Annotated in this window: 27 protein-coding genes and 2 tRNA genes; 20 read left to right on the top strand and 9 right to left on the bottom strand. The window is 34.6% G+C overall.

The genetic code is table 11. The features are described from left to right. Positions 1 to 92 precede the first annotated feature (92 nt). From DPQ89_RS01360 to DPQ89_RS01345, 4 genes are all read left to right on the top strand, one after another. Complete coding sequence (locus tag DPQ89_RS01360; protein ID WP_127714390.1) at positions 93 to 2033, top strand: hypothetical protein; 1941 nt, start codon at positions 93 to 95, stop codon at positions 2031 to 2033. Between the two features lie 71 nt (positions 2034 to 2104). Next, complete coding sequence (pyk, locus tag DPQ89_RS01355; RefSeq protein WP_127714388.1) at positions 2105 to 3784, top strand: pyruvate kinase; 1680 nt, start codon at positions 2105 to 2107, stop codon at positions 3782 to 3784. Beyond that, complete coding sequence (locus tag DPQ89_RS01350; protein ID WP_127714387.1) at positions 3784 to 4806, top strand: epoxyqueuosine reductase; 1023 nt, start codon at positions 3784 to 3786, stop codon at positions 4804 to 4806. The genes pyk and DPQ89_RS01350 overlap by 1 nt, the downstream gene beginning before the upstream one ends. A gap of 56 nt (positions 4807 to 4862) precedes the next feature. Continuing rightward, a complete protein-coding gene (locus DPQ89_RS01345) occupies positions 4863 to 6725 on the top strand; it encodes an ATP-binding protein (protein ID WP_127714385.1) in 1863 nt (620 codons plus the stop codon). Here DPQ89_RS01345 and DPQ89_RS01340 read toward each other — a convergent pair. Continuing rightward, entirely contained in the window at positions 6718 to 7521 is an 804-nt protein-coding gene (locus tag DPQ89_RS01340) for an alpha/beta fold hydrolase (protein ID WP_164848213.1), read from the bottom strand. The genes DPQ89_RS01345 and DPQ89_RS01340 overlap by 8 nt on opposite strands. A 94-nt stretch (positions 7522 to 7615) precedes the next feature. Here DPQ89_RS01340 and DPQ89_RS01335 point away from each other — a divergent pair. From DPQ89_RS01335 to DPQ89_RS01325, 3 genes are all read left to right on the top strand, one after another. Then, a tRNA-Phe gene (locus DPQ89_RS01335) sits at positions 7616 to 7691 on the top strand. Positions 7692 to 7753: 62 nt separating this feature from the next. Next, positions 7754 to 7829 (top strand) — tRNA-Gly (locus DPQ89_RS01330). Positions 7830 to 8171: 342 nt separating this feature from the next. Then, positions 8172 to 8513 carry a hypothetical protein gene (locus DPQ89_RS01325; RefSeq protein ID WP_127714381.1) on the top strand — a complete coding sequence of 114 codons (342 nt, stop codon included), beginning with the start codon at positions 8172 to 8174 and terminating at the stop codon, positions 8511 to 8513. A 238-nt stretch (positions 8514 to 8751) separates the two neighbouring features. On the opposite strand, the gene DPQ89_RS01320 is transcribed toward DPQ89_RS01325, so the two are convergent. The 3 genes from DPQ89_RS01320 to DPQ89_RS01310 all read right to left on the bottom strand — a co-directional run bounded on the left by DPQ89_RS01320 (position 8752) and on the right by DPQ89_RS01310 (position 11406). After that, the gene (locus DPQ89_RS01320) at positions 8752 to 9441 is read right to left on the bottom strand and encodes an endonuclease I family protein (RefSeq protein WP_127714379.1); all 690 of its coding nucleotides are present in this window, start codon (positions 9439 to 9441) and stop codon (positions 8752 to 8754) included. Between the two features lie 74 nt (positions 9442 to 9515). Continuing rightward, complete coding sequence (locus DPQ89_RS01315) at positions 9516 to 10031, bottom strand: M48 family metallopeptidase (RefSeq protein ID WP_127714377.1); 516 nt, start codon at positions 10029 to 10031, stop codon at positions 9516 to 9518. A 10-nt stretch (positions 10032 to 10041) separates the two neighbouring features. Further along, a complete protein-coding gene (locus DPQ89_RS01310; protein WP_127714375.1) occupies positions 10042 to 11406 on the bottom strand; it encodes a hypothetical protein in 1365 nt (454 codons plus the stop codon). A gap of 181 nt (positions 11407 to 11587) precedes the next feature. On the opposite strand from DPQ89_RS01310, the gene DPQ89_RS01305 reads away from it, so the two are divergent. From DPQ89_RS01305 to DPQ89_RS01275, 7 genes are all read left to right on the top strand, one after another. Beyond that, the gene (locus DPQ89_RS01305) at positions 11588 to 12697 is read left to right on the top strand and encodes an S-(hydroxymethyl)glutathione dehydrogenase/class III alcohol dehydrogenase (protein ID WP_127714373.1); all 1110 of its coding nucleotides are present in this window, start codon (positions 11588 to 11590) and stop codon (positions 12695 to 12697) included. A 9-nt stretch (positions 12698 to 12706) separates the two neighbouring features. Beyond that, a complete protein-coding gene (gene fghA, locus DPQ89_RS01300; protein ID WP_127714371.1) occupies positions 12707 to 13540 on the top strand; it encodes an S-formylglutathione hydrolase in 834 nt (277 codons plus the stop codon). Between the two features lie 7 nt (positions 13541 to 13547). Next, positions 13548 to 13847: a DUF1330 domain-containing protein gene (locus DPQ89_RS01295; RefSeq protein ID WP_127714368.1), complete on the top strand. Its 300-nt coding sequence runs from the start codon at positions 13548 to 13550 to the stop codon at positions 13845 to 13847. Between the two features lie 98 nt (positions 13848 to 13945). Then, on the top strand, positions 13946 to 14929 hold the full coding sequence (locus tag DPQ89_RS01290) for an alpha/beta fold hydrolase (protein ID WP_127714366.1): 984 nt from the start codon (positions 13946 to 13948) through the stop codon (positions 14927 to 14929). Positions 14930 to 14938: 9 nt separating this feature from the next. Then, a complete protein-coding gene (locus DPQ89_RS01285; RefSeq protein ID WP_127714364.1) occupies positions 14939 to 15316 on the top strand; it encodes a VOC family protein in 378 nt (125 codons plus the stop codon). A 166-nt stretch (positions 15317 to 15482) separates the two neighbouring features. Further along, complete coding sequence (locus tag DPQ89_RS01280; RefSeq protein ID WP_127714362.1) at positions 15483 to 15749, top strand: hypothetical protein; 267 nt, start codon at positions 15483 to 15485, stop codon at positions 15747 to 15749. Positions 15750 to 15820: 71 nt separating this feature from the next. Beyond that, positions 15821 to 16009 (top strand): SEC-C metal-binding domain-containing protein, encoded by a 189-nt coding sequence (locus DPQ89_RS01275; RefSeq protein WP_127714360.1) that lies wholly within the window; start codon positions 15821 to 15823, stop codon positions 16007 to 16009. A 43-nt stretch (positions 16010 to 16052) separates the two neighbouring features. Here the strand turns inward: DPQ89_RS01275 and DPQ89_RS01270 are convergent, their stop codons facing one another. Next, complete coding sequence (locus tag DPQ89_RS01270) at positions 16053 to 17027, bottom strand: deoxyhypusine synthase family protein (RefSeq protein ID WP_127714358.1); 975 nt, start codon at positions 17025 to 17027, stop codon at positions 16053 to 16055. Between the two features lie 190 nt (positions 17028 to 17217). On the opposite strand from DPQ89_RS01270, the gene DPQ89_RS01265 reads away from it, so the two are divergent. Further along, the gene (locus DPQ89_RS01265; protein WP_206611125.1) at positions 17218 to 18744 is read left to right on the top strand and encodes a carbon-nitrogen hydrolase family protein; all 1527 of its coding nucleotides are present in this window, start codon (positions 17218 to 17220) and stop codon (positions 18742 to 18744) included. A gap of 19 nt (positions 18745 to 18763) precedes the next feature. On the opposite strand, the gene DPQ89_RS01260 is transcribed toward DPQ89_RS01265, so the two are convergent. Together DPQ89_RS01260 and DPQ89_RS01255 are read right to left on the bottom strand one after the other, a co-directional pair. After that, positions 18764 to 19387 carry a hypothetical protein gene (locus DPQ89_RS01260; RefSeq protein WP_127714354.1) on the bottom strand — a complete coding sequence of 208 codons (624 nt, stop codon included), beginning with the start codon at positions 19385 to 19387 and terminating at the stop codon, positions 18764 to 18766. A gap of 67 nt (positions 19388 to 19454) precedes the next feature. Then, positions 19455 to 19775 (bottom strand): hypothetical protein, encoded by a 321-nt coding sequence (locus DPQ89_RS01255; RefSeq protein WP_127714353.1) that lies wholly within the window; start codon positions 19773 to 19775, stop codon positions 19455 to 19457. Between the two features lie 149 nt (positions 19776 to 19924). On the opposite strand from DPQ89_RS01255, the gene DPQ89_RS01250 reads away from it, so the two are divergent. After that, positions 19925 to 21109, top strand: a complete 1185-nt coding sequence (locus tag DPQ89_RS01250) for a multidrug effflux MFS transporter (protein WP_127714350.1) — start codon at positions 19925 to 19927, stop codon at positions 21107 to 21109. Positions 21110 to 21136: 27 nt separating this feature from the next. On the opposite strand, the gene DPQ89_RS01245 is transcribed toward DPQ89_RS01250, so the two are convergent. Further along, complete coding sequence (locus DPQ89_RS01245; RefSeq protein WP_127714348.1) at positions 21137 to 22462, bottom strand: M14 family zinc carboxypeptidase; 1326 nt, start codon at positions 22460 to 22462, stop codon at positions 21137 to 21139. Between the two features lie 197 nt (positions 22463 to 22659). Between DPQ89_RS01245 and DPQ89_RS01240 the strand changes: the two genes are divergently transcribed. From DPQ89_RS01240 to DPQ89_RS01225, 4 genes are all read left to right on the top strand, one after another. Further along, on the top strand, positions 22660 to 22884 hold the full coding sequence (locus tag DPQ89_RS01240; protein WP_127714346.1) for a hypothetical protein: 225 nt from the start codon (positions 22660 to 22662) through the stop codon (positions 22882 to 22884). 15 nt (positions 22885 to 22899) lie between these two features. After that, entirely contained in the window at positions 22900 to 23355 is a 456-nt protein-coding gene (locus DPQ89_RS01235; RefSeq protein WP_164848212.1) for a CBS domain-containing protein, read from the top strand. Positions 23356 to 23457: 102 nt separating this feature from the next. Next, entirely contained in the window at positions 23458 to 24174 is a 717-nt protein-coding gene (locus DPQ89_RS01230; RefSeq protein WP_127714342.1) for a response regulator, read from the top strand. Between the two features lie 146 nt (positions 24175 to 24320). Then, positions 24321 to 25223, top strand: coding sequence for an alpha/beta hydrolase (locus DPQ89_RS01225; protein WP_127714340.1), 903 nt, complete (start codon positions 24321 to 24323; stop codon positions 25221 to 25223). Here the strand turns inward: DPQ89_RS01225 and DPQ89_RS01220 are convergent. Then, a complete protein-coding gene (locus DPQ89_RS01220) occupies positions 25210 to 25842 on the bottom strand; it encodes an HAD family phosphatase (RefSeq protein WP_127714338.1) in 633 nt (210 codons plus the stop codon). The two genes, DPQ89_RS01225 and DPQ89_RS01220, sit on opposite strands and share 14 nt — an antisense overlap. Between the last annotated feature and the right edge of the window lie 120 nt (positions 25843 to 25962).

Raw genomic sequence — 25962 nt, 5'->3', positions numbered from 1 at the left:
GGAAAAAATTTTCCAGGCCTTTTTATTTTAAGTTAACGTGTATAATTAAAAGGTCACAGTAAACGCCAAAACACCAGGAAGGTAGAGGCAAAATGGATATTAACGACTATAACACTAGACTTTCACAAGCAAGAATGAATTATAGAGACTCAGCAGATGAGTTAAAAGAGCACTATAATTCTGAAATTGAAGATCTAAGTAATCTACATTCAAGTGTTCAGAAAAAACAAAGAGAAAACTTTGCTGAAAGTAAGAATGAAATTGAAAGAAATGTTGCTGCAACAGTTGATAAACAAAATAGTGAAGTTAAAGAAAGTATGCAAAAGCGTACTGAGCAATTTAGAAATGAGACAGCTTCTCAGCAAGAAGCATTCGAAGCAGATAGAAGGGACCTTCAGCGAAAATTCGATGATAGATTAAATTATCTCCGTGATTCTTACGGCAAGGATTTGGCTTCAAGAGAAAGAACTCAAAGTGATCTGCTAGATTCGGCAGAAAATCGTTATCAAAATCGTACAGATAGAAATTCGGATTACTTCCAGAAATCTGTTGATAATCTTGACTACTCAACTAGAACTGCCATGAAAGAGCAAAAAGATGCTCATGATATTGAGAAAAGAGCGCAAGAGTCAAGGCATTCCAATGAAATGCAAGATACAGTTCGTTCTGGAAACTCCGCTCGAAATAAAATGGTCGAAAAACAACAAAATGATCTACAAAGTTTAAGAAATGCTCAGATGGATGAGTTAAGGAACTTAAAAGATCATCATGCATCTTCACGTGAAATTATCTATGATCAAAAAAATAAAGAAACTGCTAAATTAGCGGGGAACTTTAGAGAGCTAACTGATGATATCGCTGCAAGAAATAATGCTAATAACACAAGACAAGCAAAGCAAAGTCGTGAACAAATAAAAGAACTTGAAAGGCAATACGCTCAGACTAATTACCAGAATAAGCGTGAGATGGAAGAAAAGCTTAAAGGTGGAAATGTTCTTGATAAGGATGAATTGAAGTCTGCTGAGCTTCAAGCTAAATTCGATACAAGAATGAAGAATGTAAATTCTAATATTGACGATCTTCGTTACAAGAACCAGCTAGACAAAGAGAGGATGTCATCTTCTTTTCAGGACTCAGTAAGAGAGAGAAACCTTTCATTTGCACAACAAATTGATGCAAAAGATAAGGATATGCGTGAATTTAAAACAAATACGTTGAAAGATACTAGAGAAAGTAATGATAAAATAGTCTCAGATTATAAGTTTAAGCTTAATCAAGCATTGCTTGAGAGTGAGCAAAATTCTATTAAAGACAGAAAATCAACAAACCAAAGACTAAGCTCTCAGAGAGTAGAATTTGGTCGTGTTGTAAATCAGATGAGTGATATGAATAGAGAAGCTGTTTCAAAACTTCAAGAGGAACATGCTGATGAAAAAACTAAGTTCATTGAAAATAGTAGAAGACAAGAGCACGATAAGATTGAAGATCTAAAAGATAATTACAATAATATAATTACAAAGAAAGAAAGTAGCTTAAATCAAAGATTAGAATCTAAGGAAAAAGAGCTAGAAAGTACTATAACTCGCTACGAAGATAAACTGGCCTTAGTTACAGGAAAAACTCAAAAAGAACTAGAAAGCGTAAAGAAAATTGAAGCTGATAGAAGAGTTGAAGACTTTAGAGAGTTTAAGCGTCAGATGCGTCTGATGTCTGACGGATTTACTAAGGAAAAGATTTCTATGAAAGATGAATTTGACCGTAAACTTTCAAATGCAAAGCATAATAGTGATGTTACCTTATCAAAGACAGTGCAGCGTTATGAAACTCAGCTTGAGAGAGAGAGAACTGACACGCGAAGACACTTTAAAACAAAAATTAAAGAGTTAGAGTCAAATTATCAGCGACTAGCAGATCAAAGTGAACTTGAAAAAGAGCTTATTAGAAACCAATTTGAGCGCCGTATAGAAGAAATGAAGCAGGTCAATGCAATGCAACTTGAAGAACTTTCTGATACTAAGACTACGCGCGCGTAATTACACATTGTCGTTAATAATTTCTAAGTGATATACTAAAGTCTAATCACATTTAGACTGCAGGAAATATCATGAGAAGAGCAAAAATTATTGCGACCCTAGGACCATCTTCAAATACCATCGATCAAATTCAAAAATTAATTGAAACAGGAATGAATGTTTGCCGTGTGAATATGAGCCATGGAACTCATGAATCTCATAAAGAGTTAATCGCAAATATTAGAAAGGCATCAGCTCTTGCAAAGAAAGAGGTGGCAATTTTAGCGGACCTGCAGGGACCAAAGATTAGAGTTGATAAGTTAGCAACTAACCTTGAATTAAAAGATGACTCTGTTTGGGTTATTGGGCCATCTAGTGTTCAAGACAAGTATCCAGAATACAAAGACTGCTATATCCCTACGATCTATGAAAAACTAGTTGATGACTGCTTTGATGGAGCTAGAATTCTCTTTGATGATGGTCTTATGATAGCTGAAGCGATCGAGAGAGACAGAGAAGTTTACAAAATAAAAGTTAGCGTAGGTGGGATTCTGAAATCTAACAAAGGGATTAACTTGCCTGATTGTGACGTCTCAGCACCCAGCTTTACTGAGAAAGATAAAGCTGATTTGATGTTTGCACTTACCCAAAATATTGATTACATCGCTCTTTCATTTGTAAGAAAGAGAGAAGATATACAACAAGTAAAAACTCTCTTACACGATTTAAAGATTAATATTCCTATTATTTCTAAAATTGAAAAACCTCAGGCCATTGATAATATCGAAGGAATTCTTGATGTTACCGATGTCATCATGGTTGCAAGAGGAGATATGGGAGTCGAGGTCGGAAATCACCTTGTACCTTCTATTCAGAAAAAATTGATTAAGCTCTGTAATGAAAGAGGAATTCCTGTTATCACGGCGACTCAAATGTTAGAGAGTATGACCCATAATCCTACACCAACAAGAGCTGAGGCCTCAGATGTAGCCAATGCTATCTGGGATGGAACAGATGCCGTTATGTTATCTGGGGAGACGGCTTCGGGAAGCTATCCGGTAGAGGCCGTAAGAACAATGGTTCAAATTATTTTGGATGCTGAGCAAAGTCCAAAAGAGAGACCACTGCTAAGGCATGTTGATCTATCCAGTGTTCATGCCTCTGTTATGGTTGCAGCTTCTCTTATTGGGGAGAAAGTTTTTGCAAAGAGAATCTTGGCCGTTACTGATACTGGAACTTCTTGTTTAAAGCTTGCTAAATTTAGACCTGATACGCCGTGTTTAGGGGTAACATCAAAAGAAGCGACAGCTCGAAGAATGTGCCTTTATTGGGGAATAGAGCCTTTTTTATTAAAAGGATACTCTGAAGATTCATTTAATTTTCAAGAACACGTTATAGAAGAAGTTAAAAACTTATTGGGACTTGTTAATGGAGATAAACTCGTCATCACTCGAGGAGATGGGAAGTTTTTCTCTGCGGGAAGTTCAAATTCTGTGAAAGTTGAAATTATTAAAGATACCCCTAAAGTTCTGGGAAGTGATGAGGCCCTTGAAGAAGCGTCTGATGATAAAAAAAAAATTCTCTTAGATCATAATATTTGCGCGACTTGCCAGAGATGTGTTGAGATTTGTCCACATGGGATTTGGGTTGTAGATAAGGTGACTAAAGATACCAACTTAAATGCTGATCAAATCTCACATTGTAAGATGGATATGGAATGCGTTGAGGCCTGTCCGACAGGAGCAATAGAAATTATTTCTAGTTTTACTTAATGAAAATAGACCTTGATAAAATATTAACTTCATCAATTTTAGATAGGATGAATATTGTAGACTGGGGACTAACTAGAAATCCAAGTCCAATATCCTTTGATAAGTATGATGATTGGGTTCAAAAGGGCCATCATGGTAATTTAAAGTATCTTGAAGGAGAAAGAAAAGATAAACGAAAAAGTTTACTCTCTATTTTTCCTGAGTTCCAATCTGCGCTTGTTTTTCAATTTTCATATGCTCAAGATAAATTTGAATTGGATAAATTCTATGAATCGGCCGAAAGTAACGGATTGAGAATTGGCGGATATGTCTTTGGGTATGACGGAGTTGACTATCATCATAAGTTAAAAGAAGACCTTGAAGAAATTGGCTGCCTATTGCAAGCTAGCTACCCTGGCCTTGAGTACAAATTATCTCTCGACATTCAGCCCGTTTTAGAAAGAGATCTTGCCTATAGAGCAGGCCTTGGATGGTTTGGAAAAAATAGTATGTTTATTTCTAAAAAGGAGGGGAGTTTCTTTCTGATTGGGTCTCTTTTACTTAATAGAGACGTTGAGGGCCAAGAAGTAGTCGGAGAAACTGACCATTGTGGTCAATGCACAAGGTGTGCTGATGCGTGTCCAACTGATGCTATTGACATTGCCACACGTACAATCACTTCTTCTAAATGTATTAGTACATATACAATTGAAGAATTCAAGGATAACGCTATAGCTCCGAAAGGAATGGAAAGAAGTAGAGGGGAAATATTTGGTTGTGATATTTGCCAAGATGTTTGTCCCTGGAATACAAGACTAAAGAGAGTTGGTAAATATAATAAGACCTCTGATGAATCTCCTGAGAAGTCTTTTATTAAGAAATATTTCTTAACTAGACCACTGCCAGATATAATTGAGGACTTAAAGCTATTATCAAATCGAAAGTATCAGAAAATATTTTTTGCAACACCTCTTCAAAGAACAGGGAGAGTCGGAATGCTCAAAAACTTACTTTTTTACTCCAATAAAAAAAACAATTCTTAACTAAATATTTTCCATTTTTTAAGTATAATAGAGTAGTTATAAATTAAGGAAAGTATATGAATGATCATGAAGATAGAACTTCTTCTATAGAAAATACAAGTGCATTTTCGTCACTAAGTAAGGCCATAATTTTTAAAATTATAGCTATGAGTTCTTTAATTACTATTTTGAGTACAGGTATACAGCTGTATCGAGACTATTCTAATAATGTCTCTGCTGTTGAAAAAGAAATGAATAGTGTCTCGAATTTAATTGTTCCTGAATTATCTTATAACTTATGGCATCTAGACATTAAAGCTTTGAATATGCAGCTCCATTCACTCTCTTCGACTGGAGAGTTTAGTTATGTTGAACTTATTTATGATGGAAAGGCCTTAGTTTCTGGAAATGAAGAGGAGTTTACGAGAAAGAAAGAGAAAACCTGGCCTCTTATTTACTCTTATAAAGGAGAGCAAAGAAAGTTAGGTTCACTAAGAGTTGTTACCGATCTCGATCCATATATTAACCATGTTCTTGATACTGCTATTTTTATTCTGATTGCGAACTTTATCAAAACTTTCATTGTTGCCTTTGCAATGATTTATATTTTAAGAATGCACGTGATGACTCATTTGAACTTACTTTCTTCCAAACTTAAAAACTTTAAGTTAGATAATCTCGAAACAGAGGACATAAAGTTAAATAGACCGAAGAATGAAAATATAGATGAGCTAGATATTGTTGTTGATTCTGTTAATCGAATGAGAAGAAATCTTTATTCAGACCTTGTGAAGATGGAAGAAGATAGAAGGGAGAATGAAGACCTTACCCATAGGTTAAATCAATCTCAAAAAATGGAAGCGCTTGGTCGTCTTGCAGGTGGGATTGCTCATGACTTTAACAATATTCTTCATTTGATGATGGGATCAGCTGAACAATGTGTTTATTATCTTGAAAGCAAGAAATACGATAAATTAGAAAAGTACTTAAATAATATTGTAGAGTTTGCAGAAAGAGGGGATAAGCTCATTAGGCAAATTCTAATGTATACACATCAAAAGAAAGTTGAGCATAAAGAGATTGAGTTAGTTGGGGTTATTCAAGGTGCTCTCGATATGATGAGATCCACATTGCCTGCAAATATTAAAATTAACTTCGACTTTGAAAAAAATGTTTCTATTTGTGGTGATGTTACGCAGATGCAACAGATCATTATGAACTTCTGTACCAATGCACGAGATTCTATTGATAAGAAAAATGGTATTATTAATATTTCAATTAAAGACAATCCTCAAACAAATATGGTTAAGATTTATATTGAAGATAATGGTTCAGGTATCTCAAAGGAACTTCAGGCCAAGATCTATGAGCCATACTTTTCTACTAAGCCCGTTAATAAGGGAACAGGTATGGGGCTTTCAATTATTCAATCAATTATTCAACAAATGAATGGAACAATTGAATTAATAAGTGAAGAGGGCAAGGGTGCCACATTCGTGTTAACACTACCAATCTTTAAACAGGACTCTTCTTCGCAACCAGCTTTAGAAGATGCGAGAAGCACAAGTCAAAACTCTCTTAAAGATAAGAGAGTACTTATCTTAGATGATGAAGAATATATTGCTAACCTTCATCGTGATTTCATTGAGCGGCACGATGCTCAAGTTAGAATGTATACTTCCCCGAAAAAAGCTCTCGAAGACCTTCTCGCAGGACTTGAGATTGACGTTGTTTTGGCAGATTTATCAATGCCTGAGATGTCAGGGCTTGAGTTTGCGAAAGAGTATAGTGCTAATGGAGGAAAAGCTCCTATCATTCTACTAACTGGACATGAAGAAAATATTCTATCAGAAAGTAATTTGAGTGATCACAATATTGAAGAAGTACTCTTAAAGCCAATAAACCTAGATGAGTTATTGGATGTTTTAGTAACTATATAAGACCTTGGTCCTTAAGATATTTCTTTATATGTGGAGCAGCAAGTTCTGGCATATGATGAGGTATCTTATTTGGCCTATCGACAGTCACTTCATTATCTTTTATGAGATAGTCTCTCATAATTTCACTTCCTTCTTTTCCAACAACTACGTCATCGCTACCAGTGATGAAGTGAATCCTGCGACCACTCAGTTTTAACTTCTCTTTTCTTTCTTTAATCCAAGGAAAGATCTTCTCTGGAGATATTGCACTTGAGACCAGTTGTCTACGAACGTTTAAAGTCGATTTATAAAAAGGAGTATCAAAGATATGAGTAACTCCTTCAGGAGGCATTCCAAGGCCTACACAGACAGATTGAGTACGTTCAGGGCTAAAGAAATCCCCTTCTAAGGCAATTAAAGATAGTAATGCTCCTAGAGAGTGACCTCCAAGGACTGTTTTAATATGAATCGATGTAAAGTGTTTTTGTAGCTCGAGGCTTTGTTCCCCAATAACTTCTTCTAAATGGCCCTTCGCCTGAATAAATAACTTAGGAGCTTCAGAAGTAAACATTTCGAAGTTAGAGACTTCGTTGTAGCTACCAAGGTAATGACCAGGTAAGTCAAAAACGATATTTGCAACCCCTTCTTCTGCTAGTCTTGTACACCAACTAAGAATACTTGCTTTATGAGAAGTATAGCCATGCGTAAATACTGCGATACTCTTTGCTAGTGGACGATCTTCAGAGGGGATGAAGACCATTGCATTAATAGTCTGGTCTAAATAAGATAATTTGGATTTTATAATTTTAATACTCATCCTATAAACATACATAAATTATTAAAAAAAAATAAGATTTAATTTGACGAAATCACTCCATTCCTTTATTTTTAATCTCACTCAAACGAATTATGCCCTGATAGCTCAGTTGGTAGAGCAAAGGACTGAAAATCCTTGTGTCCGTGGTTCGAATCCGCGTCGGGGCACCATTCTTTTAGAGTATTTTAAAAAGCCAGAATTTAACCCATTCTGGCTTTTTTTGGTTTAATCTGCGCGTGTAACTCAGTTGGTAGAGTGCCACCTTGCCATGGTGGATGTCGCAAGTTCGAATCTTGTCACGCGCTCCATCTCTAATTAACAATTGTATTTCCTCTTATCATAGTAGTTCTTGGCGAATTGCTTGTCTTTAGAATGCTTCTTTAAGTCACATACATAGTTTGATAATAACCTTTAAGTTTGTCCCTTAGCTGGGGGGAGGAGCTATCCTTAAGATTTGGGCATCTAGAAAATAAACACGAGCATGTTCTTTCAATGAATTTCACCCTTGTATCTATCTAAAATTATAGCTAGATGTATAATTTGTTTACAGTGGTTTGTAATCACTTCAAGATGTCTCGCTCCGTTCATTATCTCTGGCATAATGTGAATATATATAGTTTTAAAAATTAATATATTTAAGGAGTTTAATCGTGAAAAAGCTAATTGCCGGGTTCATTTTACTTGGGTCGTTTTCTGCAACTGCTATGAATTGTGGAGAGTCGATCGATCTTGTTTCTAATAGTAGTAAAGATTTAGGACGCTTAGAGTTTGCACTAATGTATCAAAGCAATGAACTTAGTCATCTACGTGTAATCAAAGAAGGTTTTATTAGTAACCCAGATTTAAATACTCTAAGTGGTGTATCAAAAAATGATATCGATACTGACATAACAAGAAAAGAGGACCGTATAAATACTTTAAGAGTGGATATCTCTGAGACAAGAGATGGATTGAAGCTCATTAAAGATGCATCAAAAAAACTTTGTGAGTAAAAATAAAATACTAATTATCTTTATAAATTATATACTGTAAGACCTGTTTAAACAGGTCTTTTTTATTCAAGAAAATTCTTACAACACCTATATGGAATGGATATTCTTTTTAGAAAATAACTAAGTGATCTTTATTTAAAAGTAATATTGATGAATAAGTAAGTTAACTCAAGTATCGCAGTTCGATAATCGCCCATCTCGTTTCATTAATTTTCAAAATTCTAATCAGAGCTTAAGTTTAAAAGTCTTTTATTAAATTAACGAAGTTCGGGTCTGTTATAAATGGATTTAAGTTTCCTTGTAGTTTTTGAATGATTAAATTTCTTTCAATCTCTCTTTGATCTACAGGGTCTAATTCATGCCAGCTTCTAAGGACACTTTCTTGATGAGAATCGATAGGATAGTTGTATCTAATAGAAAAGTAGAACATTGCTCTGGCCACATTTCCTTTATGAAGGTCTTGAGCTTCAAAGCAGTCCTGTGAAAAGTTATCAAAACCTTGGATACTTCCATCCATTTGCCAGTAGTCGTATACAGCATCACAAAATGGAAGATTCGCTCTTTTGCTATTAGACTCTTTACTTGTAACAAAGAGGTGGTGCATATCACTATTTGCAGGAAGCTCTTTTGCTCCTTTAGATTGAGGCCAGGTGTGTTCGATATTTAGTTTAAAGTTTTGATGAGACTTACTGTCGAGAGCTTGATTAATATCTCTTTGGTATCTCTCTTTGCATTGGCTAGGAGTGTAGGCGCTACAGACTTGTCCCTTTATATTGTCCACTATTGAAAATAAAAGCTTCTTAACTTGCGCGTATTCTAAAGCATGATGATTCTTCATAGTCATCAGTCTAATACCTTCTCTAGTGGAGGCTTGCGTAAGCGTTGTTAAGAGAAAGAAGGTGAAAAATACTATAAGAGAAGATTTCATTGTGATTAAATATGATAAAAAGTCAGGAATGTCTAAGTACAGTGTAAATTTGATTTTATTTAGGACATAAATACTTAATCTTTCGTAGAATATAGTCTTTTTCCTTGATCTAGTAGTGCTAGATATAGTCGCATATCAAACTCAATTTGATGATAATCGCTGAGCATATATTCACAGAGTTTGTAGAAGGCCTTGTTGTGATCTTTTTCTTTAAAATGAGCTAGTTCGTGGACAACAAGCATTTCTAGCATCTCTTGTGGAGCCTCTTTTAAGCTTGTCGCTATTCTAATTTCATGTTTACTCTTTAATCTTCCTCCATGATTTCTACTCACAAAAGTATGAGTTCCAAGAGCATTCAAAACAAGATCCTTTTGTTTTTCATATACGACTTTGTCAATTTGCGCTGACTTCTTCATATATTTTTGTTTTAAAGAATTTGCGTATGTGTTGAGTAGTTTATCTGTATTAATTTGGTGAGAATTAGGATACTTTTTTAAAAGATATGGTCTGAGTCGATCACTATTTATCAACTCATTCACTTGTTTTCTTAAGTGATCTGGATATCCTTGAAAGTAATCTCTATTGCTCATAATTTTCCATTTAGAAGAAGCTTGAAATTATATTATTGCAGCTATTTTTTGGGAGTAAGTACTCTTGAGCATTGGATAGTAAATCTCTCGTTCGGTAGTTAATGACTCCGAAACTCCCTTTGAGCTCTTCAATTGTTTTAAGCGCAGATGGATCATTCGTAGTATTTGAGAGTATTCTTTCAATATTCTTAGAAATTGCTATGGCCACATCGTCTTCTAATTCTTCATCTAGTCCTATTTCATTAATCTTGTCGTACAAGATCATAAAGGCATTTAAATCATTTATACTACTTAGAATTTTCTCTGTGAATTGAGAGAAGTAATAAGGAGAGAACTTCCCGAGATTCGTTAATAGAGAATCCAATTCCTCTGAAGTAAGTTTGCCTTGCGGAAATTTAGACAGATGATTGTTGATAAAGTCCTTTTGTAAGAGAGTATAAAAGGATGCAAGGTGATTGGAGCTATTATTCTTATAAACTTCTAAAATGTCTTCTTTGTTTGTCAGTTTACTTAATTCAAGCTTTAGTGATTCCAGCCTTGCTTCATCGATAGCGACCTGTTTAACTCTTTGCTCTTCAATTTGTTCTTTAATGAAATTTAATGTATCTCGCTCGAATTCACTAATTTCTCTTTCTACTTTCTTAGAGTTTCCAGCAGTATTAAGAGTGTAAATAGTTTTTCCATTTTCATCCAATTGAAAACGGTTATCATCGATATGATGATACTTGAATATATTTGGTGATGATGGAAGTCTTGCAAGCTGGTGACCCGATACCCAGTCTAGTAGGAACCATTTATCTTTTTCAATGGAGTAAACGAGTTGTTCTAAGTGAAAGTCTCCGATTGTTTCGTATATTGCAGACTTCTTTGAAAACTCGGCCAGAGCATTAACCACCTTGGTTTTTAAAACTTCATCTATATGCTCATTTCTAGCGAAGAAAGTTCTTAGAGTAAAGTCATGCTCGATAAGATCTACTAGTAAGTAAGAGTCTTTTTGAAACTCATGTATCTTAGGTATAGGTAGTTTCATTTCCTGTAGTTCATTGAAACCAGAGTAAGTGTAATTAATGAATCGCTTCCCATCACTAATGAGAAAGTTCTTTTCTTCATTACCGTGAGGAAGTCTTAGTGCTAGTTCCGTATTAGATTCAGGATCAATTACTTTTAGAATAAGCGTTGTGTTACCGCTTCCAAGAACGCCCTTGTAAATAACTGAGCGATCTTTTAAGAAGATTCTTTCTCCGTCCTTTAAGTCTTTCGTGAGAATATTTTTTGAGAACTCATCATTAAAAGATCCAGTATCATCGTAAAGATAGAGGTCTGCTGACCATGACGATAAATTAAGAAATAAAATTAAGATAAGAGTTCTAATCATATGTCTTAAGAAGCAAGATTTAGGCCAATAAAGTGTTGTTAAAACAGTAGGTTACATAAATATTGTGTATATTATTTAATCAGCTGTTAGAATTCAACTCTGTGCAGGCCAAAATTATTTGCAATTGTTACTTCGTGTTCTAACATACTGTAATAAATAGATAAAATTTAATGGAGATTATATGAAAGTAAAAGCTGCTGTTGCATGGGGGCCTAATCAGCCTTTGAAAATTGAAGAGGTTGATTTAGAAGGACCAAAAAAAGGCGAAGTCCTTGTGAAGATTATTGCAACAGGTGTATGCCATACTGATGCATACACTCTTTCCGGTGAAGATCCAGAGGGCCTATTTCCTGTTATTCTAGGTCATGAAGGCGGAGGAGTTGTAACGGAAATTGGAGAGGGAGTAACAAGTCTGTCCGTAGGTGATCATGTCATTCCTCTTTACACTCCAGAGTGTCGTGAGTGTAAGTTTTGTAAGTCTGGTAAAACAAACTTGTGCCAACGAATTAGAGAGACCCAAGGAAAGGGAGTTATGCCTGATGGAACAAGTAGATTTTCTAAAGATGGAAAACCTATCTATCACTATATGGGAACTTCAACCTTTGCTGAATACACTGTTGTTCCTGAAATCTCTCTTGCCAAAATTAGTAAAGAAGCTCCGCTTGATAAAGTCTGTCTTCTTGGTTGTGGGGTAACTACAGGTATAGGTGCAGTTCTAAATACTGCTAAAGTTGAAGAAGGTGCTACAATTGCTGTATTTGGACTTGGTGGAATTGGCCTTTCTGTTATTCAAGGTGCAAAAATGGCAAAGGCCAAAAGAATAATCTGTATAGATATTAATGAAGATAAATTTGTTATGGCAAAGAAGTTTGGAGCGACAGATTTTATCAATCCTAAGAAATATGACAAGCCTATTCAAGAAGTGATTGTTGAACTCACTGAGGGGGGGGTAGATTACTCGTTTGAATGTGTGGGAAATGTTGATCTTATGAGATCTGCTCTTGAGTGTTGTCATAAAGGTTGGGGAGAGTCGATCGTTATAGGTGTAGCAGGAGCTGGAAAAGAAATTAGCACGAGACCTTTTCAGCTAGTCACTGGAAGAGTTTGGAGAGGAAGTGCTTTTGGTGGTGTTAAGGGACGTACTGAGCTCCCCGGGTATGTTGATAAATATATGGAAGGTACGATAAATTTAGATGATCTTGTAACATTTAAATTGCCATTAGAAAAAATAAATGAAGCTTTCGATTACATGCACGAAGGCAAGAGTGTAAGAACTGTTATTGAATTTTAGGAATAATATATGGATATTAGAGTCATTAAAAAGAATAAAACTTTTGATGGAGAGACTGTTTACTATGAGCATGATTCTCTGTCGACTAAAACTACGATGAGGTTTTCGGTCTTTCTTCCTGCATCTAAGACGATTGATAGTGCAATCATTTGGCTATCTGGTCTTACTTGTAATGAGGAGAACTTCATAACTAAAGCTGGATCACAGCGCTGTCTTAAAGATTCTAGCACAATGATTATATGCCCAGATACTTCTCCTCGTGGTCTTAATTTAAAAGATGAACACGATTCTTACGATTTTGGATCTGGGGCGGGGTTTTATCTCAATGCTACTACGCAAGGGTATAAAGATCATTATCAAATGTATGACTATATTTGCAAAGATATTGTTGCGATTTTAAAGAACAACTTCAACGCTCTGAAAATTTCTATTATGGGTCACTCTATGGGAGGTCATGGTGCACTTGTTTTAGGCATCAGGGAAAAAGAGTTATTTAAAAGTGTCTCCGCTTTCTCGCCAATGGTAAACCCTCTTATGTCTAGTTGGGGAATGAAGGCTTTTAAAGGGTATCTAGGTGAAGAATTGCTTGGAGCTAATAGTTATGATGCAACAGAATTACTTTTAGCAGGTAACAAAAGAGAAGACACTATTCTAATCGATCAGGGTCTTAATGATGAATTCCTAAGTGAACATTTGTTAACTGAGAATTTAGTAGAAGCAGCAAAGAGTGTTGGACAAGAAGTCAGTATCAAATATCGGGAAGGTTATGATCATAGCTATTTCTATATTTCAAGCTTCATTAAAGAGCATATAGATTTTCATTTAGAAAGTTTGAATAGGTAAGGTTGTTATGAGTTATGAAATGATTGTAGGTCTAGATATCAAGAATGATGAAAAATACTCACAGTATAGAGAGGCCATGACTCCTTTACTCGAAGAGTATGGTGGCGGTTTTCGGTATGATTTCAAAGTTGCTGAGACGTTAAAGAATGAAGAGGGGCGAGTAATTAATAGAGTCTTCGCAATATTCTTTAAAAGTAAAGAGAGCATGAATGACTTTTTTTCAAATACAAATTATAGAGAAATAAAGAAGACTTATTTTGAAGAGTCTGTTTTAGCAACGACGATTATATCAGAGTATAATCGTTAGTTAATTGTAGAAGTCATTGTCTAATAGTAATTGGTAAAGTCTATGTTGTTTTTTTTAGTAAACTCTATAGTATTTATTAAAACCATATAAGGAGAAATATGAAATACTTACTTTGCTTAATCATTTTACTTTCACAATCATGTGCAGTTCTTGTTAGCGATAAAGCTTATGATAAAGAATTATCTAGTTATGAATATCCATTCGAAGTTCTGACATACGAATTCTCAAGTCAAAGACAGAATCTTAAGATGAGATATATGGACTTAGGGGACAAGAGTAGTTCTAAGGTTACAGTGTTACTTCATGGTAAGAACTTCTCTGGCTATTACTGGGAAAGGATTGCTAAAGAGTTAGTTGCAAAAGGTCATAGAGTTATAATTCCTGATCAAATTGGATTCGGTAAGTCTTCTAAACCTGAGCATTATCAATATTCTTTCGGACAACTTTCTTTAAATACTAAAGGCCTTCTTGATTCTTTAAAAATAGAGAAATTTAATGTTGTAGGTCACTCAATGGGTGGAATGTTAGCTGTTACAATGGTTGACCAATTCTCAAAAAGTGTCGATAAACTTATTTTAATTAATCCGATTGGTCTGGAAGCATATTCTGATTATGTTCAATATAAAGATATCTCTTTCTATTACAAAAATGAGTTAAATAAGACATTAGTTAAGGCCAGAAATTATCAAAAGAAGAATTATTACGACGGAAAGTGGTCTGCTGAATATGAAAAATTACTTGTACCACTTGATGGTCAGTTAAAAGGTAATGACTGGGAAGTCGTTGCTTGGAATAATGCTTTAACTTATGGACCAATCTTTTCAGAGAATATTGTTGCAAAGTTTCCAAAAATCAAAAGACCTACTTACTTAGTAATTGGTTCTAGAGATAAAACAGGTCCTGGAAGAGGATGGAAAAAAGATGGAGAAAAAAGAGTTTTGGGTCAATACGCTAAATTGGCCAAGAATGCCCATAAGCTTATTCCGGGCTCTAAGCTTTATTTGTTAGATGGATTAGGTCATATGCCTCAATATGAAAACTACGAAGCTTTTTCTAAAGTTTTCTATCCAATTTTCAAATAAGGACTCCGCTTGAGTTTAGATGCTATTGGAATTTGTTCAAAAAATATCCCTGAGTCTATTGAGTTCTATTCCTTACTTGGAATAGAATTCAAAGAGCTTGGAGGTGAAGGTCACTATGAAGCATTAACTAGAAGTGGACTTAGGTTAATGCTTGATTCAGTTGAATTATTAAAGAAAATAGATCCTAAGTGGACTGATTCTCCTGGCAGTTCCATAGTTCTTTGTTTTAAACAAGATAGTGTAAGTGATGTTGACTCAATCTATGAGAGTATCAAGTCTGCTGGGTTCAAAGTTAAGAAGTCTCCTTGGGATGCTTTCTGGGGACAAAGGTATGCTAGTATTATAGACCCTAATGGAAATCAAATTGACCTTTTCTGTGATCAATAACTAGTAACTGCCAATATAAATCATCACTTTTGGAAACTCTAAATGAGTTCTATTTCAAGTTAAGACACCGTAATTACTTAATCATTTGCCTTGAATATTTTCTTCTAAGGACTACTTGTGAATGGGATTAATATAAGTCTGAGACTTTAACTAATCTGGAGATTTTATGAAGAAAGTTTTGGCCATATCACTACTTGCACTATTGTCAACGAACTCTTTTTCTAGGGGGGATAGTGAGGCCCGTCAAGCTAGGAGAGAGGCAATGAAGTCAATGTCTCAAGAACAGCGTGTAGAGCATAGAAACGCTAGGAAAGCTAAGTGGGAAGAAAAGTATGCAAATGCTTCTGAAGAGCAAAGGGCCAAAATGCTAGAGAAAAAAGAAAGAAGACAAGAGCGTAGAGCAGCTAAAAGATCCACTTCTAGCGAGGAGTAATTTTTATGATCGCAAATCAAAAAAAATCATGTTAGAAGTGAGAAAATAACTTTGAACTTGTGTAGGAAAAAATGACAACAGAAAATGAGAAAAACTCAAAAGAAGAAAGTAACGAGCACGTTCATGTACATGGACCAAATTGTAATCATGGACATCATCATAAATTAGATCCGATAGTGAGAACTTCTCCAAAAGTAGGGCGTAACGATCCCTGTACTTGTGGGAGTCAAAAGAAATATAAAAAATGTTGTGGTAAATAGAGATAATAAAAGTAAGGCCTCAAGTAACTGAGGCCTTTTTATTTTAGAGTCCTAAAATCTTTGCAAACATTAGTGGGGCAACAATTGTTGCATCTGACTCAACCACATGTTTAGGTGTATCGATATCTAATTTTCCCCAAGTTATTTTTTCGTTAGGAACCGCTCCAGAGTAGGAACCATAACTTGTTGTGGAATCAGAAATTTGGCAAAAGTAACTCCAAAAAGGAATATTCTCTTCTTCCATATCTTGGTAGAGCATTGGGACAACACAAATTGGAAAGTCGCCCGCTATACCTCCACCGATTTGAAAAAAACCAATACCTTTACCTTTACAATTTTCTAGGTACCATTTTGCCAGCCAAGTCATATACTCTATACCTGATTTCGTAGTACTTGGTTTTAGCTCTTCTTTGATACAGTAACTTGCAAAGATATTTCCCATTGTAGAATCTTCCCATCCTGGAACAACAATCGGTAGGTTCTTCTGTGCCGCTGCAACCATCCAACTGTCTTTTGGATCAATTTGATAGTACTGCTCAAGATCACCAGAGAGAATCATCTTGTACATAAATTCATGTGGAAAGAATCTTTCTCCTTTGTCTTCAGCATCTTTCCATTGAGAGAATATATGCTTTTGAAGTCTTCTAAATGCTTCTTCTTCTGGAATACATGTATCTGTAACTCGATTAAAACCTTTTTCAAGAAGCTTAAATTCTTCTTCGGGAGAGAGGTCTCTATAGTTTGGGATTCTTTTGTAGTGATCATGAGCAACTAGATTCATTATATCTTCTTCTAGATTTGCCCCAGTGCAACTAATGATTTGAACCTTATCTTGTCGAATCATCTCAGCAAGAGACTTTCCTAACTCAGCAGTACTCATTGCTCCAGCAAGGGTAATCATCATCTTACCATCTTCATTAAGATGCTTAATATAATCATTGGAAGCATCTACTAGCGCAGCACTGTTAAAGTGCAGAAAGTGAGTATCAATAAATGTAGAAATTGGTCCTTTTTGCATAGAATTCCATCCTTATGGGTAAATATAATTTGATATTTAAATAGTTTTAATCTTTCTGTCATTAAAATAATGCTATTTTTATAATTAATATGATCATATTATCTTTACTTCATTATTCTAGTTGTCTAATAGACATCAACTGCTAAACTTACTGTAGTTTATTTCTTATAAATTTATCTTAGGAGCCAAAGTGAAGAAAATTATTGATGTTAGAAATGCTTCTATTAAGGATATTCCTAGAATCATTGAACTTGTTAAGGAGTGCTATGGAGATCTTGGCACATATACAGAGGATATGCTTAGAGGGCAAATTAATAACTTTAGAGAAGGCTGCTTTGTTGTTCTTCGTGATGGCGATATTATAGCTTACTCAGCAAGTCTAATAATTGATGAAAAAAAGGCCCTTTCTCCTCATACTTGGGAGTCGATTTCAGCCAATGGTTTCGCTTCTACTCATGATGAAGATGGTGAGTACTTATACGGATATGAGACTTGTGTTCATCCTTCAGAGAGAGGCCTAAGAATAGGTCAAAGAATATATAATGCTAGAAAAGGGCTAGTTAATTTCTACCAGCTAAAAGGAATTGTCTTTGGTGGACGGATTCCTAACTATGCTAAGAGAATTAAGAAAGTTTCTAGTGTAGAGGAATATATTGAGAAAGTACGAACTAAAGAAATAAGTGATCCTATCTTAGGGTTTCACTTAAGAAGTGGTTTCGAAGTCGTTGGTGTTCTTAAAAATTATCTTCCAACAGATAAGGCAAGTGGTGGTTATGCTGTTCATCTTAAGTGGGACAACCCTGAATTTAAGGCCGCCTTTACTGAAAAGAATAAACCTTTTAGACAAAACTCTGTAAGAATTGTTTGTGTTCAATATAAGCAAAGAGCAGTTGAGAGTTTTGAAGAATTTGCTGGAATCGTTGAATACTATGTTGACGTCGCCGGTGATTATAGAGCTGACTTTCTATTATTTCCTGAACTCTTTACGATGCAACTATTGTCTATAGAGAATGAGGAAATAAAGCCTGCTGAGGCCATCGTTAAGATGACTATGTACACGGAGCGAATTAAGGAACTCTTTCAAAGATTAGCAATGAAGTATAATGTTAATATCATCGCTGGATCTCACCCAACTTTGGTTGGTGATAGTGTTCGAAATATTTCATATATTTGTTTACGAGACGGAATGGTTCATGAGCAAACCAAAATTCATCCTACTCCAGATGAAAGATATTGGTGGAAAATTGAAGGTGGAGATCAGGTTAAAGTTATTGATACAGACTGTGGCCCTATTGGTGTACTTATTTGTTATGATAGTGAATTTCCGGAATTGACTAGACACCTTGTAAATCAAGGAATTAAGTTTCTCTTCGTTCCTTTCTTAACTGATAACAGACAAGGATATTGTCGTGTTAGATATTGTTGTCAGGCCAGAGCGATTGAGAATCAAATTTATGTGGCCATTGCTGGGAATGTAGGAAATCTTCCTCGAGTTAAAAACTTAGATATTCAATATGCTCAAAGTGCTATTTTTACACCTTGTGACTTTCCTTTTGCAAAAGATGGTATCGCAGCTGAGGCAACGCCAAATGTGGAAATGGTAACAATTGCAGATTTAAGAACAGATACTCTTATTGAGGCGAGATCTCATGGAGCGGTTCAAAATTTAAAAGATCGTAGGCACGATCTTTACTCAGTAAAATGGCATAAGAGTTAAAAAACAAGAAGTAGTGATCCTACTTCTTGAGCTTGTATGGCCTCGATGTTTTAGGGTCTTTCGCAACAGATGTACTTAAATAAGTTGATGTACCTGTTGTGGAAACCCCATCGAAAGCTAAACGAACATTGAACTGAACTGAAGATTCTTTATAGTTAAAAGAAACTTTCTTATCTTCAAATATATCCTTAAGTGCATCTATATCAAAAACTTTATATGCTTCAAGTCTAGAGTGTTCAAATACTCCAAGACGAATAGGTCTATGGTATTGATTGGCCCACCCGATAGAGTATATTTTACTTTTGATAAAGAAATTTAAGTAAGTTTGGCATTGCTTATTACTTCTAAAGATTCCATCTAATTTTAGAAAGGCCTTATTCTTATTTGAAATAGTCACTAGTGTTTCAGTGTTAGTGATTTTTTTCTTTTTAATTGTTAATGGGACTTCTCTAGTAATGTATTCATACTCCGAAGAATCACTTATAACAAACTTCTCGTAACGACATGCCATCTCTAAAGAAAAGTCTATTTCATACTTTGTTTCATCAAGATAGAAATCAAGATCAAATTTTTCAACAGTAACCGATGCTGCTTGGGTCGCGATAGATAAGATAAATACTAGAATAAGTGATAGAAGTTTCATTTTTTGTTAACCTTTTTTCTTTTAGCTATATCAAGGATAGGTGCATTTGACCTATCCTATATAATAATTACTCAGAATCAATTTCAGATACTTGCTCTATTTCACATGTTTGTGGGTCAACAACTATTCCCTGACTGAACCAACCACTGTGAATCGAACCTGTTACAACAAATACAAGCTTACTTGCATCAAAAGGACCAATATCTGAGTTTCTGCGAACAGGAAATACTTCCCCTTGCTCAAGTTCTACAGGCTTGTGCAACTTAGGCATGTAGTCGAACCTAGTACCTCTAGAAGAATCTAGATATTGATCTAGAACATCACTGTAACAACTGGCCATAGTGTATTGAGCACTTAAAATAAGAATTATAGAAATGATTTTCTTCATAGCTCCCCCTGCTTTTTTTGAAACTTAAACTAATAGTTTCGATAAGTGAAGCTAATTTTTAATTATTTTCATGAATTTAATCAACCTCTAAGAGCAATACATTTTCAATTTTAGCGTTTATGCTAGCTTGAAAGCTTAAGAAGGATTATATGGAAAAAGTTGAAAATAGATTTATTGTACTAATGGCATTTCTGATGTCTTTAATTGCTTTATCAATAGATGCTATGTTACCGGCCCTGAACCATATCAGAGAGTCTCTTGCCGTCGTCAATGAAAATGATATTCAATTAGTGATCTCAACTATCTTCTTAGGGATGTCGTTCGGCCTCATGCTCTATGGTCCTTTGTCTGACTCTATAGGTAGAAAGAAACCGTTGTACTTGGGGTTGTCTATTTTCTGTGTAGGGAGCCTGATCTCCTTGTTGAGTCATAGTATCGAAGTCATGTTATTAGGGAGATTCTTACAAGGTTTTGGAGCTTCATCTTGTAGAGTTGTATCAGTCGCAATGATACGAGATAAATTTCATGGGCCAGCGATGGGGAGAGTAATGTCTCTCATTATGATGGTTTTTATAGTAGTTCCTGCTGTTGCTCCTGGACTTGGCCAACTCATAATTTATATTGGTAATTGGCAGTCTATATTTCTCGTTTTTATTATACTTGCTATCTGTGGAATATTGCTACTTAGATATACTCAAGATGAAACACTAGCTCTGGATAAGAGAATCCCATTTTCATTTTCTTCAATTGGCAATGGGATTAAAGAAACTGTAAGCAACGGAACTTCTAGAGGTTATACTATTTGCGCTGGACTTATTTTTGGAGCCTTTGTTGGTTATTTGAGTAGTGCTCAGCAAATTCTTCAACTTCAATTTAATTTAGGAGATAGTTTTTCTTTATACTTTGGCGCTCTTGCATTAAGTATTGGTGTCTCTTCATTTATAAATTCAAAATTAATAGCTAGGTTTGGGATGAGAAATCTCTCTATTATATCTATCGCTTCATTGAATTTACTTTCTATATTTTATCTTGTGTACATATTCTCTATCTCGACTCCCGTAACTCTGTTAAGTTTCGTTATCTATTTAGGTCTTTCTTTCTTATTTATTGGTATACTTTTTGGGAATCTAAATACTCTTGCCATTGCGCCGTTAGGACATATTGCTGGTGTTGCCAATTCTGTGATTAGTTCTTTTCAGACTTTTATATCTGTAAGTGTAGGAGGGGTGGTTGGACAGCTTTATAATGGAACGGTGATACCTTTAGTAGGGGCATTCTTTCTTCTAAGTCTAATATCTTTTATTATAATAAAATTTCTAACACCTAGTGATTAAGATAATAAGTATGTAAACGGTAGAAGATTAGAACTCTACCGTTTCGAACTCACCATTTATAAAGATCTTATCAGCTAATACTTCTTTATAAATAGTCTTTGAAACACCATTAGATTGAATATCTAGTTGATAATTTCCAGGCTCTAGAACCTTATAGAATTCATTCTTAGTAAGCTTCATAGAAATAATCTCTTGATAGTTATTTCCTATTAGTTTTCTTATCACTATATTTCCATCTATTTTCTTGTTAAACTTAAGTCCGAGTCCTTGATGAATTCTTTTCATGAATGTCAGCAGTGAAGATTTATTTTTCTGATAGTATCCTGGAACTTGAGAATAGCTAGGCCATTTAGAATGAGAGAGTTCAATAGTTACTTGCAAGTCGTTATGCCAATGATAACTCCAATCCTGCATACCTCCATTAATTTCGTACCATGCATAGCCATTTACAATGCCATCCGTAAATTCATCATTATCTCTCATAGAGGGAATAGCTTGCGCATACTCGAGTGATAAATCTTTCACGAGCTCAAGCAAAGGGAAGTCTGCTCTTTTAGTATCCCATGGATAGTTTACAACTTCTGTTCCACCGTGAAAATTTGCCGAGAGTGAAAAGTTTCTAGACTCTTGAAAGTTCATCATTGCAAGAGTTTCTAACTGTCTTTGACGTGGTCTAATACCATCAGCATCACTATCAACATCAGGGAAGTCTCTATTTAAGTCTCTCCAGTTTGAGTTTCCTCTTCTGCGCTTTGAAGCACCATCAGGATTTAATGATGGCATAATGAATATTTCAGTATTATTTATTAACTCGACGATATTTTGATGAGATTCAGAATAGCCTTTTGCAAGATCTTCTAATAGTGAAACCATCATCTCTCTACCCACAATCTCATCGCCATGCATATTGGCCACATACTTAAACTCTGGTTCAGTCTCATCAACTTCAACATTATCTGAAACCTTCATTACCCAAAGCTCTCTACCTTCTTGAGTTTTACCAATGGAGAATAGTTTGAAAATGCTAGGGTTTTGCTTAGCAAGTGTTTTTAGGGTTCTTTCAATTTGTTCTGGGTTTGGGTAGTTCTGAAGTGCTGATTTATGAATGTTGTTATCAATTTTATAAAAAAGGACTGGAGAGTTCTTTACGAGCCAGCTCTCTAGTTTGTTGTCACCATATAATTCAAAGCCTTTTGAGCTGACATGGTCAATGATAAGGCCTTTCTTATTTTTTATTTGCTTTAAAAAGGTTTTATCTATGTCTTGGATAAAGAAGCCTGAGCTAATAATATTATTGGCCGCAAGAAGAGATATTGAGTTCAGTAGCAAAAGAAGTAGTCCAAGCTTTTTCATAAAGGCCTTTAAATTGAGTTACGACAAGTTATAACTTTATTGTATTTGGTGCAAGAAAAGTGAAAAAAAGTAAGGTTTTATTTGATTTGCTGACATAAAATTAGTGACTTACATGCTTTAACGATATGCGAGTATAGATGTAAGAAGATACTGATAATTCTTTAATAGTTTAGTTCTACTATAAGTTAGAGGAAGGCATGAAAAGGTTACTTATCATCATTATTTTAATGATTTCAAGTTCAACTTTTACGGTCGAGAACTTGGACACTCTAAATTTAGAATCAAGTACTGAAGAGTTTATTAATAACTCTTCCTTCCTTGAGATTTTTAGTAAATACGAAATTAATAAAGTCGAAGACAGTGAATTGATAGAAGAGCTTAGAGATGTCATTGATCGCTGTATGATTAATTGTAAAGATTAGAAAATGGAGAAAATTATGGTCAATTTTACACCAGCAGTTGTTGGAAGATTAAATAAAAGTGAGATCAATTCAAAGGAGTCCATTAGAGATCATATGTCTAAGGCCTTCATTACTTTGAGTAAAGATATAACCATTTCAGAAGCAAGTACTTCTCTTTTAAAAATGAATCTCACGGGAGCTCCAGTTGTTGGAGATAAAGGGGAGTTAATTGGTTTTTTGTCTGAGAAGGATTGTCTGAAATTTAGTCTTGATTCAAAATATTATAACCACACACCTTCAAGTGTAGAACACTTTATGTCTCGAACTGTAATGACAATTTCTCCAAGTGACACTCTCTTGCACGTGGTAGAGCTTTTTCTCAAAAATAATTTTCAAATTTATCCTGTTGTAGAAGAGCAAAGAGTCGTTGGAGTTGTCTCTCGCAAAATGATACTAGAAGCTGTTACTAAGATGAAACAAACCAGTTGGTAAAACCAATAAAAGAAGTCTGGACAAGTTTTTTTAAAAAATGTGATTTTTTTGTCTCTAACGTTAATAGCTTTATATTGTTAAAATATTGATCTAGGAGCTTTTATGATCAATTACAATATACTAATTGCTGAGGATAATACAGATTTTGTAGAACTTTTGAGAGAAAGGATAAAGGGCTTTGATGAGAATATCTCTATCTCTGAAGCTAGTAATGGCTACAATGCTTTGGATAAATTGAAGTCTTTTCAATATGATTTACTTATTACAGATTTCCATATGCCAGTAATGAATGGAATGGAGTTAATAAAATCAATAAAATCGATCCCTGAAAAAAATAGACCTCGCAATGTCATAATGCTTTCTGCATTCTTAGAGGCAGGTGAGCCAGCAGAAGACTTAAGTTTTGTTAGATTCTTACCTAAAGATGATTTTAAAGATTCACTCTTTGAGCTTATTAGTGAATCTAGGGCTAAAGATGAAAAGCCATCTAGAAAAGATCAGCGTCGTGTAGGTTTTAATTCTAATGATAATGAAAATATAAGAATTGATATTGTTGGGAAGAACTTTGTTGATATAGTAAAAGGTAAAGATATTTCATTAGGAGGAATCGCCGTGAAGGTACCTCACTTTATAATTGATTGCAAAATAGGAGAGAATGTAGAATGCATAATCTCTCTACCTCAGAAGAAAACAATTAAGACATTTGGAACGGTAAGGCATGTTGGGGAAGAAAATGATTTTTATTTTGGAATCGAATTTACTAAAATGGATAAGCTTAGTGAAAAGAATCTAAAAGAATTTGTCGAATCTAAGCGCTAAAAGGTGAAAAGCGTTTTTGTCGGGTATAAGTAATAAGTACTTAAAGTTTATTAGTATTTAAATTTTATGCGGAAATATATTCCCTTTATTCTCAAGTCTCCAAGTTATCTAGTCGATTAAGTATTTACATACTTTTGGAGATTAGATTGAAGAAGTTTCTATTAATCACATTCACGTTACTAGTCAGTTTTGGCTCTTGGGCCGAGACAGCGCTTTATACTAGCTCTGGAAAAAAGTTCGAGATAACTGATGTAGAAGGTGCCATGTCTGAAATTTTTGATGAGGCAATTAAACCTCGTTATATAAATATATTTGTTCATGGAAGAGGGAAGCATCCTGAAAAAGGTCTTGAAGTTATTCCAGAAATTGAAAAGAAGCATGGAGTTAAAGTACTTATGTTTCATTGGCCATCATGGGAATCTGCCCTTGAGAGACCTTTAGCTGATGCAGTTGAATCTGGTAATGATCTAAATGCATTCTTGTTAGAGCTAAATGCATATGTGAGAAGACATCCTATAAAGATGTTTGGAGTTAAGTTAAGTATGCTCGTACATTCAATGGGAAATATCGTATTTAGATCAATGATTGAAAATCACTATATGGGTGACTTTAAGTGGAATCTCTTTTCAACCCTAACATTGAATGCTGCAGACTTACCGATGAAAAGACATGACGAATGGGTATCAAAAATTGACTTTAGTAAGAGCGTTTTCATCACTTACAATGACGATGATGTCGTTTTATATGGAAGTGAGCAGCTTGATCGTTTTAATAAAGATTTTGAAGAGTTTGAAGGGCCGAGATTGGGTCGAAACTTAGGAAAGTATTTAAAGAAAAATAAAGTTGGTAGGGCACCTAATGCTGTATATCTAGATTTTTCTAAGTTAACTTTTGGTGGGCATAGGCACTACCTTGTTAAAGATAAAAAGAAAAATGAGGTACTAAAAGAAACTTTCACTTCACTTTTACGAGGTAAGAAGCCACGCTTAGATAGAAAGAATGGAGTATATAAATTCTTTAAAAATATATTCTTTTTTAAACGTCCTTAAACCAATTTACCTTAAAATAATGAGCTCCACTTGATTTAGCAGCAGCTAGGCCTGTTTCACTATCTTCAAAGATAATTGTTTCTTTAGCAAAGCTATTTAGTTCCTTCATTGCAGTTAGATACGGTAATGGATCAGGTTTAGATTTTGTAAGATCGTCTCTGCAAATAATAATATCAAACATCTCGAAGATTCCAATCTTTTTAAGAATAACTTCTGCGATAATTCTCTCTGAAGCCGTTACAAGCCCTAGTTTGAAGGAGAGAGATTTTATATCTTTTAAAAGTTTACGAATTTCTGTATGTAATATTTCATTTTTAGAATTAATTATATCTATGAAGTTATTATTTTTTATCTGGAGAAACTCTGTTAGAGAGATATTAATACTATCGAGTTTTTTAAAGACATCAGTATCGGACATCCCTTGAAATTTTATCTGTAGATTTATAATTGATTCGTTACTAGCTGGATCAATCTTTTTTAATGTCATATGGAGTGCTTCAGCATGCAGACATTCAGTATCAACTAGAGTTCCATCAAGGTCAAAAAGAATTGTCTTAATCTCTTTTATTTGTGTAATAGTTTCTATTGTCGCAATTGTATCTAAACTTCGGATTAACATTAAAGCTCTCTTTTCATTATTTAATACATTTTATTCTAACTCACTTACTGCTCTTTGGACTTTAAAATTTAACTTTTTCTTAAGGTTTTGTGAGTAAAAAATTCCTCGCCAAACTAAATT

Origin of the sequence: Halobacteriovorax sp. HLS (assembly GCF_004006665.1) — a bacterium.
Taxonomy (GTDB): Bacteria; Bdellovibrionota; Bacteriovoracia; order Bacteriovoracales; family Bacteriovoracaceae; genus Halobacteriovorax.
The sequence above is the reverse complement of the archived record's forward strand: the minus strand, read 5'-3'. Positions and strand labels throughout refer to the sequence as shown.